The organism is Pseudarthrobacter sp. SSS035 (assembly GCF_023273875.1).
Classification (GTDB): domain Bacteria; phylum Actinomycetota; class Actinomycetes; order Actinomycetales; family Micrococcaceae; genus Arthrobacter.
Genome location: NZ_CP096882.1, coordinates 2,827,020 through 2,839,282, shown reverse-complemented (window position 1 = coordinate 2,839,282; position 12,263 = coordinate 2,827,020). Strand labels below are relative to the sequence as shown.

General features: G+C 65.0%; 10 protein-coding genes. 5 read left to right on the top strand and 5 right to left on the bottom strand.

Annotated elements, in window-relative coordinates; all coding sequences use genetic code 11:
* Window positions 1-9: 9 nt before the first annotated feature.
* Window positions 10-1,212 carry a Gfo/Idh/MocA family protein gene (locus MUN23_RS13095; RefSeq protein ID WP_248758806.1) on the top strand — a complete coding sequence of 401 codons (1,203 nt, stop codon included), beginning with the start codon at window positions 10-12 and terminating at the stop codon, window positions 1,210-1,212.
* Between the two features lie 45 nt (window positions 1,213-1,257).
* On the opposite strand, the gene MUN23_RS13090 is transcribed toward MUN23_RS13095, so the two are convergent.
* The 4 genes from MUN23_RS13090 to MUN23_RS13075 all read right to left on the bottom strand — a co-directional run bounded on the left by MUN23_RS13090 (window position 1,258) and on the right by MUN23_RS13075 (window position 5,711).
* Window positions 1,258-1,713, bottom strand: coding sequence for a hypothetical protein (locus MUN23_RS13090; protein WP_248758804.1), 456 nt, complete (start codon window positions 1,711-1,713; stop codon window positions 1,258-1,260).
* Window positions 1,714-2,240: 527 nt separating this feature from the next.
* Window positions 2,241-3,548: an ABC transporter substrate-binding protein gene (locus MUN23_RS13085; protein ID WP_248764080.1), complete on the bottom strand. Its 1,308-nt coding sequence runs from the start codon at window positions 3,546-3,548 to the stop codon at window positions 2,241-2,243.
* Between the two features lie 278 nt (window positions 3,549-3,826).
* Window positions 3,827-4,777, bottom strand: a complete 951-nt coding sequence (locus tag MUN23_RS13080) for a carbohydrate ABC transporter permease (RefSeq protein WP_248758798.1) — start codon at window positions 4,775-4,777, stop codon at window positions 3,827-3,829.
* Entirely contained in the window at window positions 4,767-5,711 is a 945-nt protein-coding gene (locus tag MUN23_RS13075; protein ID WP_056346294.1) for a carbohydrate ABC transporter permease, read from the bottom strand. Before MUN23_RS13075 ends, MUN23_RS13080 begins: the two co-directional genes overlap by 11 nt.
* A 388-nt stretch (window positions 5,712-6,099) precedes the next feature.
* Here MUN23_RS13075 and MUN23_RS13070 point away from each other — a divergent pair, with 388 nt between their 5' ends.
* The 4 genes from MUN23_RS13070 (at window position 6,100) to MUN23_RS13055 (ending at window position 11,110) form a co-directional block, all read left to right on the top strand.
* Window positions 6,100-7,290, top strand: coding sequence for an acetylxylan esterase (locus MUN23_RS13070; protein WP_248758796.1), 1,191 nt, complete (start codon window positions 6,100-6,102; stop codon window positions 7,288-7,290).
* A complete protein-coding gene (locus MUN23_RS13065; protein WP_248758793.1) occupies window positions 7,287-9,383 on the top strand; it encodes a DUF6807 family protein in 2,097 nt (698 codons plus the stop codon). The genes MUN23_RS13070 and MUN23_RS13065 overlap by 4 nt, the downstream gene beginning before the upstream one ends.
* On the top strand, window positions 9,380-10,540 hold the full coding sequence (locus MUN23_RS13060) for a Xaa-Pro peptidase family protein (protein WP_248758791.1): 1,161 nt from the start codon (window positions 9,380-9,382) through the stop codon (window positions 10,538-10,540). The genes MUN23_RS13065 and MUN23_RS13060 overlap by 4 nt, the downstream gene beginning before the upstream one ends.
* Before the next feature lie 243 nt (window positions 10,541-10,783).
* Window positions 10,784-11,110, top strand: a complete 327-nt coding sequence (locus MUN23_RS13055) for a DUF1508 domain-containing protein (protein WP_248758788.1) — start codon at window positions 10,784-10,786, stop codon at window positions 11,108-11,110.
* A 57-nt stretch (window positions 11,111-11,167) separates the two neighbouring features.
* Here the strand turns inward: MUN23_RS13055 and MUN23_RS13050 are convergent, their stop codons facing one another.
* Window positions 11,168-12,094 carry an SDR family oxidoreductase gene (locus tag MUN23_RS13050; protein ID WP_248758785.1) on the bottom strand — a complete coding sequence of 309 codons (927 nt, stop codon included), beginning with the start codon at window positions 12,092-12,094 and terminating at the stop codon, window positions 11,168-11,170.
* Window positions 12,095-12,263: the final 169 nt, after the last annotated feature.

Genomic DNA, 12,263 nt, shown 5'->3' with positions numbered 1-12,263 from the left:
ACAGAAGGTATGCACACCATGGAGAAGGATTTGAAGGTCGGCATCGTAGGATTCGGGCTGCGTGCCGGGCTGTGGCGCCACGCGCATAAACCGGGCCAAGGCTCGGAAGTCACCATCGTGTGTGACGCGAGCGAGCGTGGCCGCGCAGATGCGGCGGAACGCATTCCCACCACACGGATAACGGCGGACCTTGAGGAGTTGCTGAGCAGCGGCATTGACGCCGTCCTGGTGCTCACACCGGACAACCAGCACGCCGTCGTCGCGGTCCGCACGCTAAGGGCCGGAATTACCACGTTCTGCGAGAAGCCCCTGGATGTCACCATCGAGGCTGCGGACCTCATCCTGCAGACCGCCTATAAGACCGGCACGCGGCTCTACGTCGGCCACAACATGCGGCACATGCCGGTGGTGGTCCAGATGCGCGAGCTCATCGAGGAAGGCCGGATCGGCGAGGTCAAGGCCATTTGGTGCCGGCACTTCGTTGGCCACGGCGGAGACTTTTACTTCAAGGACTGGCACTCCGAGCGCAAAAACGTCACGTCCCTGCTGCTGCAAAAGGGCGCGCATGACATCGACGTCATCCACTGGCTCGCCAAGGGTTACACGCAGCGTGTGTCCGCTGTCGGCGACCTGGCAGTCTATGGCTCGGTGACCACGCGCAGCGACAACAGCGGTAAGCGGATGGGTGACTGGTATTCGCTGGGGAACTGGCCGCCGAGCGAGCAGCAGGACCTGGCCGCGACAATCGACGTCGAGGACATCTCCATGATGAACATGGTGCTGGACAACGGCGTGCTTGCTTCCTACCAGCAGTGCCACTTCACGCCCGACTACTGGCGGAACTACACCATCATCGGAACCAAGGGCAGGATCGAGAACTTCGGTGACGGACCCGGCGACAAGATCAAGGTCTGGACCACTCGCACGTCCGGTTTCGCGGAGCCCGATGATGTCATCGACATCCTGGACGGCGAAGGCGGCCACGGCGGCGCCGATCCAAACCTGATCGCCGAATTCCTGCGCTTCGCAGCCGACGGCGGCCGGACCCAGACCAGTCCCATCGCGGCCCGGCAGGCGGTGGCCGCGGGTGTCCTTGCCGCCGAATCGCTGCGCGGCAACGGCTCGGCCCGGGAAGTTCCTGCCCTTTCCGCAGAGCTCATGGACTACTTCGACGCCGGCCAGCCGTCCAGGAGCCCGGAATTGGTGCTGTGACCGGAAAATTGAGCGCGCCGCCCGAGTGGGTCCGGTTCCGGACAGCTACTCGGCCGCGGCCAGGACTGCGCCCGCCCGTTCACCCATAGCGCCGCCGGCCGTGAAGCCCATGACCTCTATCAGGACTTCTTCTTCGCGGTGCACATCTGTGACGTTCACGGAGCGGGCCGATCCCTCACGCATGCCTGCCGGGATACCGTCAACAGCCACTCCCCATCTGTAAACCGCGGGGTCACTGGATTCCCAAATGACTCTGATCTCACTGATCGTCCCCACCGTAGAGAGGACCTCGATACGAACGTTTGAGGCCGCTGCCAGATACCGGGGTGTAGTGCTGATGCGAACGGGGGTCTCCAAAACGTCGGTGCCGCCGGCAATCCCTGTCACCCGCAGGATCATGACTCCTTCAAACTCTGCCTCGTAAGTGTGTTTGAGGACAGGGTCAGTGGTGGTCCGGTCGTAGCTTCCGTCGCCGTCCAAATCCCAGTCATACTTGACCACGACGCCTGCGGACTCTGAGGCATCGTAAGTAACTTGCGAACCGGGAGGCCCGGAAAAGCCGCTGATGGACAGCCATGCCTCGACACCAGTCTGCTTCCGCTTACCCAGCGGGATGGTGATCGCTTGAACCGGCGCCCCTGAGGCCCGAGCGGATGAAGTCGGACCGACAGTGGGGACGGCACTGGGCGGACTAACTTCCAGTGTGTTCGGGGTCGGATGCCCGCTGGGCACACCATCTGCGCAACCGGTCAATATCAGCAGTGCCGCCGCAGCGGCGGTCCAAGCAGATGCCTTCATGTTCTCCCCCATGAATTGAATTGATCCCAGTGGACCACGCGGACTGGCACCCGTCTAGCACTCATGGCTGCCGGGAAAAGCAGGACCCAGTACACGGACCTTAAACGCCACAGTCCCGGCCGGAAACAAAGGTTCCAGTCGGGACTGTGGTGACCACTCGCCGTCGTACGCTTCCCGCTGAAGCTTCCTTCAGAAGCTGCACTCGGAAGAGCCCGACGGCGGCGCTGGACTTAGCTGATAGCGGACTTCATCTCGTCCACGGCCTTCTTGCCGGCCTCGTCTGTGGACAGGCGGTTGAAGAGGATCTCGGAGGTGTAGCGCTTGACGATTTCCTGGATGGCGCCGGCGCCCTTCGGCGGCGGGGCCGGAGCCTCGCCGAGTTCGCCCTTGATCTGGTCGATGAACTTGACCACCTTGATATCGGCGGGCGTCAGCTTTGGCTCGATGGCGGCGCGGACGTCGGAGTTCGGGTAGACGCCGCGGTCGGCAAGCAGGGCCTCGCCTGCCTTGGTGTTGTTGGCCAGGAAGTTGATGAACTTGGCCGTTTCCACGGGGTGCTTGGTGCGCGATGAAGCCGACCAGAACTGGGATGCCTTGTACCAGAGCTTGGCGTCGGCAGCCTTGCCTGTGGTGGACGGGAAGCGCAGGATCTGCAGCTCGCTTCCGGCGGCCTTCTCCAGCGCCGGCAGCTGGTTGGACCACCAGAAGGCGAGCCCGTTCTTGCCCGTGGCCAGGCCACTCTGGTCCAGCGCTGCGGCCTCAGCTTCCACAACTTCCGATGCAGACGGCACAGCCTTCTTCTCGCTGAGCTCCTTCAGGAAAGCCCACCAGTCGGCGATGTCCGAGGGCTCGAATCCCAGCTTGCCGTCGGACGTGTACAGGGACTTGCCGTTCTGCCGGAGCCAGACTCCCAGCGAGGCCTCGTCCGTTCCGTAGGCGGCAGAGCCGTACGTACCCTTCGGGGACTTCTCGGTGAGTTCGGCGGAGATGCGGCCGAAGTCTTCCCAGGTCCAGGTCTTGTCGTCGGGAAGGTCAACGCCTGCAGCCTTGAAGACAGCCGGATTGGCCAGGATGGTGGCCGCGTTGATGCCGGCGGGGATGCCGGTCAGGCCGTCTTCGCTCTTGCCGGCATTGAGGGCTGCTTCGTCCAGCTTTGACGTGTCGATCTGGTACTTGGAGAGGTCAAGCAGCGCGCCGCGGGTTGAATACTCCGTGATGTATTTTTCGTCCATCTGGATGATGTCCGGGGCGTCGTTGGCGGCGACCTGGGTGGCCAGCTTGTCCCAGTATCCGCTCCAGTCGCCGTACTCCGGCTTGATCTTGATGTTGGGGTTCTCGGCCTCGAACGCCGCGATGGCCGCCTGCGTCAGCTGGGCGCGCTTGTCGCTGCCCCACCAGGAGAAGCGCAGCTCAACGGGTCCGCCGTCGCTCTGCGGGGCCGCTCCTCCGCCGCAGGCACTCAGGGCAAGCACGACGGCGGCTGCGGCGGCAACCACACCCGTCTTGCGGAAACGGCGGGGTGCGCCGGTGGATGGCAACTCTGCCGTACGTTTTTTGGCATCTGACTCAGTGCGGTGAAAAAGCGCCACTGGGTACTCCGATCTTCATTGATCTGGCTAGGGGGAAAGTAAACGAGAAAGCGTTTTCTTAACTCTCATACTACAAGTACACGACTTGTATTACAAGATGTTTTTTTGCCTTGGCCTCGGTGGATCTTCGACGCGGCCCGGCACGGCAGGATACGCCAAATGGCCCGTCCTCGGGGGACGGACCACTGGCTGGAGCAAGGTGCTTCGCTGGATCTACTTGACTGGATCTACTTGATACCGGTGGTGGCGATGCCCTTGATGAGGAACCGCTGGCCGAAGAGGAAGACCAGGAACACCGGGAGCAGGGACACGATGGACATGGCGAACAGCGATCCCCAGCTGGTGGCGGACTGCGAGTCCACGAAGGCGCGCAGCGCAACCGGAACGGTGAACATGTCCGGATCCGTCAGGTAGATCAGGGCGCCGAAGAAGTCGTTCCACGTCCAGATGAAGGTGAAGATGGTGGTGGTGGCCAGGGCCGGAACCATCAGGGGCAGGATGACCCGCAGGAAGATGCGCGGGTGGCCGGCGCCGTCGATCCGTGCCGCTTCATCCAGGTCCTTGGGGATGCCGCGGATGAACTGGACCATCAGGAACACGAAGAATGCATCGGTGGCCAGCAGTTTTGGCACAATGAGCGGCCAGAAAGTGTTCACCCAACCGATCTGCGAGAACAGGATGTACTGCGGCACGATCACCACGTGGAATGGGAGCATGATGGTCAGCAGCATGATCCCGAAGAACAGCTTCTTGCCCGTGAACTGGAGCCGCGCGAAGGCGTAGGCGGCCATGGAGCAGGAGATCAGGTTTCCCAGGATGGAGCCGATCACCACGATGGCCGAGTTGAGCATGTAGTGCCCGAACGGGTGCGTCAGCGCGGACCAGCCGTCCGTGTAGTTGCTCATCTCCAGGCTGTTGAGCCACAGGCCAGGCTCGCGGAAGATCAGTTCATTGGCCCGGAGCGATGAGACAACCATCCACAGCAGCGGGTAGATCATCAGTCCGCCGGCGAGGATCAGGATGCCATGTTTGATCAAGGCCTTCGTGCGGGCAGCCCTGCTGAAGGCGAGCGTGCCACGGGATTCGCGGCGTTTGGTGGGCTTGCGGTGATTCGTTGGCTTACCGGGGCCGGCGGTCTTTTTGTCCGGGGCGGGCAGCGTCTCAAGCTTAGTCGTCATAGAAAACCCAATACTTTGCAGCGATGAAGTTGATGGCGGTGAACACACCGATGATGACCAGCAGGAACCACGCCATTGCGGAGGCATAGCCCATGTCGAACTGGCCAAAGCCCTTCTGGTACAGGTACAGCGTGAAGAACATCGTCGAATCCGAAGGGCCGCCATTGCCGCCGGAAACGATGAACGCCTGCGTGAAGGACTGGAAGGATCCAATGATCTGGAGCACCAGGTTGAAGAAAATGATGGGGCTGAGCATGGGAAGCGTGATGCGCCAGAACTGCTGGAGTGTGCTGGCGCCGTCCACCTTTGCGGCTTCGTAATACATCACCGGAATCTGGCGGAGTCCGGCCAGGAAAATGATCATGGGGGCGCCGAAGGTCCACACGTGCAGCAGGACGATGGAGCCCAGCGCGGTGCTCGGATCGGAAATCCAGCCGGGACCCTGAATGCCAAACATGGCCAGGGCCTGATTGACCAGGCCGGTGGTGCCGAAGATCTGCTTCCACAGGATGGCAACTGCCACGGAACCGCCCAGCAGGGACGGCAGGTAGAAGACCGAGCGGTAGAACGGCAGCCCGCGCAGGCCCTTGTCCAGCACGAGCGCGATCAGCAGCGCGACACCGAGCTGCAGCGGGACGCCTACAAAGACGTAGGTGAACGTCACACCCAGCGAGTTGTGCAGCCGTGCGTCGGCGAACATGCGGATGAAGTTGTCCAGCCCCACCCATTCCGGCGGCTGGAGCAGGTTGTAATCCGTGAAGGACAGGTACAGGGACATCAGCATCGGACCGACGGTGATGGCAACAAGGCCCACCAGCCACGGCAGCAAGAAGATGTACGCGGCCTTATTGTCCCGGCCGTTCGCTTTTTTCTCCGCTGCCGTCATGGGGCCTTTGCGGCGCTTGAGGGTGCTCAGTTCACTGATGGCACTCATTGCGGCAACTCCGTTTCACGCAGCAGACCCGCTGCAGCCGGCATTCTTGCCGGGCACGGCGTCCTGGGTATGTGTCTAGCGGCCATGTGGCCTCCTTTGGTCATCGTGGCCCTCCACGTCTGGGTTGATCGCACTGGGCGATCCATGTTTGCACCGTCTCCGGCGGCGGACTCACTTCATGTGCAGCTGTCCGGATCCGGCCTCCGTCACGCGGGACGTTGAAAGCGGCTCCGTACCAAAGTAAACGGTTTCTTGACTCCTGTATAGCCCTTTGTTAGTTTTTGAGAAAGCGTTTTCTGCAACCGGATCACTTTACCCACAGTTCAACATCCGTCCCGATCCGCCGCGCCTTCAACCCTCCCCGTCCACCCGAAGAACAGGCAGGTCAGTGAGCAAGGATTCCCGGCCGGTCCGGCCCAGCGCAATTGCAGGCTATGAGAACTGGCCTGGCTACGTCCGTGACCGGCCGCGCCACCAGGCAGCCACCCCGGCGGCGCAGGAGCTTTCGGACGCCTTGGGCGTTCCGGCAGTCGTTCCCCCGGCGGACATCACCGTCCACTGGGAGGAAACGTACGACGGCGTCACCACCTCCCAGCTCAGCTGGCAGTTGGGCTTCGGCCCCCGCACCACGGGCTGGCTGATGCGGCCGGCCGGGAGTTCCGGGCCGCTGCCCGGCGTGTTGGCCCTGCACTGCCACGGCGGAAACAAGTTCGGCGGAGCGGACCGGCTGGTCACGCTTCCCGAGCCCCACCCCTCCGCCGCGGAAGCCCCCACCGGGCACTACGGAGGGCGCGCACTGGCCACGGAGGTCGCCCGCGAGGGCTTCGCCGTCCTGGCCCACGACACCTTTACCTGGGGCAGCCGGCGCTTCGATCTGTCCACCCCGCCGTGGCGGACGGAATCCGCGCTGGTGGCGAGGAAGTCGCAGTGGCGGGAGGCCGGCGTCGTACCTTCCGATGCCGAACTGTACAACGCCGCCGCGGGAATCCACGAGGACACCGTGGCCAAGGCGGCGGGCCTGCTGGGCACCAGCCTGGCGGGGACGGTGGCCCACGATGACCTGGCCGCCCTGGAGATCCTTGCCGGCCTGCCCGGGGTGGACGCGGAGCGGCTGGGCTGCATCGGGTTCTCCGGTGGCGGCGGCCGGGCACTGGCTTTGGCAGTTCTCAGCCCGCGGATCCGGAGCTATGTGGTCACGTGCATGATGGCCACGTTCCAGTCGCTGCTGCCCGCCTACCTGGATGCCCATTCCTGGCTGCTCCAGACCCCGGGCCTCTGGAAGCTGGGCGACTGGCCGGAACTGACCGGACGGTCCGGCGCCGACGGACTACTGGTGCAGTACGCGCTGGCCGATGAGCTGTTCCCGGAAGAGGGGATGCGGGACGCCCACCGGATCCTGGAGTCCCTGCACCCGGCCGGCTCCTACACCGGGCGTTTCTGGCCAGGCGGGCACGTCTTCACGGTCGAGATGCAGAATGAAGCCATCAGCTACCTGTCCAGGACCCTGGGCGCAGCGGGACCCGCCCGCCCCCAGCCTTTCGCCCCTAGCAACCCCTTAGCCACCGAGGACCCCAGATGACTCAGCAATCCGCCCCCGCGGCACCCGCTAGCTCTGCAACGGCAGGTGAGGTTCCGGCAGCCCTCCCGCGCATTGCCCTCGTGGGTGTGCACGGTTTTGGCGAATCGCACCTGGCCAACCTCGCCAGGCTCGAGCAAGCCGGGGCCCTGCACCTGGTGGCAGTGGCGGACCCCAACCCACCGGAAACGGGCACGCTGGCCGGGTCCGTGGCCGTATTCAACACCCTGGACCAGTTGCTGGAAGCCGGGCCGGTCCCGGACGTGGTCATCCTGGCCACCCCCATCCAGACGCACGCTCCCCTGGCCGTGGCGGCGTTGGCCGCCGGTGCCGACGTGTACGTGGAGAAGCCGCCCGTGGCATCCATGGCCCAGTTCCAGGAAGTGCTGGCCGCCGCCGAATCCGCCGGCCGGCTCGTCCAGGTGGGGTTCCAGAGCCTGGGCTCGCTGGCCCTGCCGGAAATCCGGAACACCATCGAATCCGGTGATATCGGAGACGTGCTGGGACTCAGCGCCACCGGCATGTGGCTGCGGACCAGGGGCTACTTCAAGCGCTCCCGGTGGGCCGGCAAACGTAGCCTGGACGGCATCGATGTGGTGGACGGCGTGGCCACCAATGCCTTGGCACACGCCGTGGCCACCGCCCTGAACATGGCCGGCGCCCACACGGTGGCCGACGTCGCCTCCGTGGAAACGGACCTCTACCGCGCCAACGACACCCAGAGCGATGACACCTCGGTGATCCGCGTCCGCACGGTGGCCGGACAGACCCTGTTGTGCGCGCTCACGCTGTGCGCCCCCGAACAGCAGCGGCCTTCCGTCACGGTCCATGGGACGCGGGGCGAGATGACGTTCTTCTACACCGAAGACGAACTGGTCACCACGACGGCGGACGGCGAGCGCCGGGAGACCTTCGGCCGGACCGACCTGCTGGAGAACCTGCTCGCTGCCCGGGCGGCCGGCACTCCCCTGCCCGGCACTCCCCTGCTCAGTGCACTGCCGGATGCCGGCGCATTCATGTGTGTGCTGGAAGCCATCCGCACCGCCCCCGCGCCGCGGGAAATCGACGCCGGCCATGTCAGCTGGGAGGGCGACGGCGATGATGCCCACCCGGTGGTCCACGGCATTGCCGCGCTGATCGAGCGCGCCACCAAGGCGCAGGCCACCTTTGCCGAGCTAGGCGTCCCCTGGGCGCGCAGCCTGCCGCCGGTCCGGACCTTCGACCTTGCCGGGCATCCCGTGGCGGACTATCAGGGCGGCAGCCGCATCCGCGCCGTGTCCTCTCCCCGCCCGTACCTGCACCCCGTCCGCACGCTGGCCGGGACCGTTGTGACGGACCACCAGCCGCTGGACCACGTGTGGCACCTGGGCGTGGGGGTGGCCCTCCAGGACGTGGACGGCGTCAACTTCTGGGGCGGGCGCACCTACACCCGGGCGGCCGGCGAATACGTCTGGCGCCCGGACCACGGCAGCATCGACCGGGCCGGCGAACCAACCGAACAGGATGGCGAGCTGACCGAGAACCTCTCCTGGAACGGGCCCGACGGCGCTCCCATTCTGACCGAACAGCGCACCTGGACGTGGGCCGCCGTCGGGCCTTCCGTCTGGCGCCTCACCCTGGACTTTGCGCTCTCCCCCGCCGGCAACCAGCCGGTGAGCCTGGGCAGCCCGGGTTCCAACGGCCGGGTTGGAGGCGGTTACGGCGGGTTCTTCTGGCGCCTTCCCGAATGTTCCGGGGCGCGCGTCTGGACGCCTTCGGAGGCGGGTGAGTCCGCCGTGCACGGCAGTGTTACGCCGTGGCTCGCCTGGTCGGGCGGCTTCACGGGGGGAACGTTCGACGGCGGCACTGACGTTGGCGCCGTTCGCGACGGCGGCGCGGCCACACTCGTATTCGTCGCCGCCGCGGATTCAACGGACCCGTGGTTCGTCCGGGTGGACGGATATCCGGGAGTTGGCCAGTCGCTGGCCTGGGACGCGCCCGTCATCGCCGAACCCGGCACCCCGGTTCGCCGCAGTGTGACCGTGTTCGTTGCCGACGGGATTTTAGGTTCGGAAGACATCGAGACATTGATCAACACACAGGGGGACAACTCATGAGCCAGACAACCACCGCTGCAACACTGCCGTCGCAGCTGACTGAAGCCGCAACCTTTGCGGGCCAGGGCCGCCGCACGCCGCCCGCCTCTACGGCGGACCGTGCCATCAAGCGGCGACGCGTCCTGGACATTCTCGATGCCAAGGGGCAGGACTCGTTGCTGCTGACCACGCACACGTCGCTGGCCTGGTACCTGGACGGCAGCCGTGTCCACATCAGCCTGGCCGGCGACCCCATCGCCGCGCTGCTGGTGGACCGGGACGGCGACCACCTGGTGACTTTCAACAACGAGGCGGGGCGGGTTGCGGCCGAGGAGCTCCCCGCCGGGGTTGCCCTCCACGCCGTGCCCTGGTACGGGAACCTGCATGAGGTTGCAGCCGCCGTCGGACGTTCGTCCGGAGTGGGCTCCGGCACCCCGCTGGCCGAGGCTTCGGTGGCCACAGAACTGAGGGCTGCCCGGCAGCAACTGCTGCCCGGCGAGAGCGCCCGGTACGCCCACCTCTGCGCGGAACTGGCCGGCATCATGACCGATGTGCTGTCCACCGCCCGGCCGGACACCACCGAATTCGAACTGGTGTCCGCCCTGGCCGCCCGCGTGGTTGGAGCGGGCGCGGAGCCGCTGGTACTCCTGTGCAACGGCAGCTCCCGGAGCGACTACCGGCACCCGTTGGCCACACACGCGCCCCTCGGACGCCGCGCCATGGCCGTGGTGTGCGCTCGCCGGGACGGCCTGGTCGCGAACATCACCCGCTGGGTAAGGTTCGACGCCGGGACCCCCGAAGAGCGCGACGCCGAGTCCCGGATCGCCGCCGTGGAAGCGGACATCTTCGACGCAACGGTTCCCGGTGCACTGCTGGACCACGTCTTCGGCGAGATCAAGGCGGCCTACGTCCGCCACGGTTTCGGCGCCGAGCAGTGGGAGCAGCACCACCAGGGCGGACCGGCAGGCTATGCCGGGCGGGATCCGCGCGTCACCGCGGCAGCCACCGACACCGTGGTCCTGAACCAGCCGTTCACCTGGAACCCATCGGGACCCGGCGTGAAGATCGAGGACACGGTCCAGCTCACGGAGTCGGGCATGAAGGTCCTGACGCTGGATGACCGCTGGCCCGCTGCTACCGTGAACGGCCTTAAGCGGCCGGTGACGCTGCAGCTGTAGGCCCTGCCGTTAGATGGCATAAAGAAGCCCCGGGACGGTCGTCCGGGGGCTTCTCCAGGGTCGGTGATCGAACTGGGGGTCTTGTGGCACAGGCTGTCTTGAGCGAGACTCATTGAGCACGCGATGAACTCATCATTTGGATTGCAGGACAAAACCAGCGGGAAGGGGACGCAACGGCGCGTCCGTTTCTGCTCCGTGGCAACGACGCCGCGGGGCGGATTCCGCAGACCGGGAGGATTTGCTATGGCCGGAATGTTCGAACTGTTCATTGACGCGGAGTCGTATTTCAGGTTCCGTCTGACCGCGCCGGATGGCACCGTGATGGCAGTGTCCAAGGCCTTTGACAACAAGACCGCAGCTGTTGCCGGGATCGCCGCCGTGCGTGAGTACGCCGGCATGGGACTGATTGCCGATGTTTCCCCAACGGAAAGGCGGGCCACGCCGCCGGAGGCACGTGACGTCACTGTCCAGGTTCGTGAAGTCCGGCGCATTCCGGCTGCTGACCTTCACGCACGTTCCCGGGAAATCCATCGCGCCACCAGCGACCGTCGATTGGCCGGCGCAGTTTAACGCTCTCGACTCCGACAGCCCGGCCCGGCCCGGGGCAGCGTCAAGGACTCTACCTGGTTAGTGCGCGCTCCAGCCATCGGGCTGCAAACCATCTATGTCGGTGAATCCATACTCTCTGGCAAGTTGAGCCGAGCTGACCGACTGCTGATTCCATTTCGCGCGGTCAGGGTCCGCTGCCACCGCAGCTACGGCCCGACCGACATAGCGGGGTGACTCCGAGAAAGCGAAACCTGCGGGGGCGTCTGGGTATCCGCCCGCCAGGCCGGGGTCCAAAGCGTCGCGCCAGTTGGTTTCGGTGACTCCGAAGCGATCGAGCATCATCTCCGACCGTAGCCATCCAGGCGTGATGGCGATCGCTGTGACGCCGTGCGGTTCCAGTTCGTGGCCTTGAGAAAAGGCCAACCGATTGACCGCGACCTTGGCCAGGTCGTAGAACACCGAGATCCGGTACTCAGTGGCGTTGAATTTGGTAGTCCCATCGGTGACTTCAATGAGAAGACCCCCACGCTTGGTGATTAGCAGCGGAAGCAGATGGTGCGAGGTGATCAGATGAGTGTCAATGCCTAGTCGCAGGATGCGCAGCCCTTTGTCTAGGTCGTGCTCCCAGATAGGGGTGTTCCACTCGGCTGGGCCACCTTTCAGGACCTCAGCACCCCAGATGTCGTTGACCAGCACATCGAGACCGCCATATTCAGTTCGGATCCGTTGGGCCAATCTTCGGACCTCTTCGGAGTCGAGATGATCGACCTGGATGGCGACCCCGGCGCCGCCGAGCCGTGTGACCAGATCGGCTGTCTCCTCAATGGTCTCGGGCCGGTCGTAGTCCGACCTGCTTCTGCCGGCCGCGCTGCTGCGTCCAGTGCAGATTACCGTCGCCCCGGCCTCACCCAGAGCAGCGGCTATGCCGCGTCCAGCACCTCGGGTAGCTCCTGCAACAACTGCAACTCGGCCTCGCAGGGCATCAGGATCCGGGGACCATTGCATGGTTTCAGTGTGGCGACAGGATGCAGGGCAAGCAAGACCGCCTGCCTCATTGATGTTTCGGCGGCTGAGCGTCTTCATCGTTCCGTAAGCCCATCGGCTTGGGGCAATCGTCCCGGAACTTGTTCAGTCGAGTCCCGGCTCGCCACTGGAGCTAATCGGTCCGCCTTGG

Coding starts and splice junctions, on each gene's coding strand:
- MUN23_RS13095 (WP_248758806.1), top strand. CDS start 10: ATGCACACCATGGAGAAGGATTTGAAGGTCGGCATCGTAGGATTCGGG.
- MUN23_RS13080 (WP_248758798.1), bottom strand. CDS start 4,777: ATGACGACTAAGCTTGAGACGCTGCCCGCCCCGGACAAAAAGACCGCC.
- MUN23_RS13075 (WP_056346294.1), bottom strand. CDS start 5,711: ATGAGTGCCATCAGTGAACTGAGCACCCTCAAGCGCCGCAAAGGCCCC.
- MUN23_RS13065 (WP_248758793.1), top strand. CDS start 7,287: ATGACTCAGCAATCCGCCCCCGCGGCACCCGCTAGCTCTGCAACGGCA.
- MUN23_RS13060 (WP_248758791.1), top strand. CDS start 9,380: ATGAGCCAGACAACCACCGCTGCAACACTGCCGTCGCAGCTGACTGAA.
- MUN23_RS13055 (WP_248758788.1), top strand. CDS start 10,784: ATGGCCGGAATGTTCGAACTGTTCATTGACGCGGAGTCGTATTTCAGG.
- MUN23_RS13050 (WP_248758785.1), bottom strand. CDS start 12,094: ATGCAATGGTCCCCGGATCCTGATGCCCTGCGAGGCCGAGTTGCAGTT.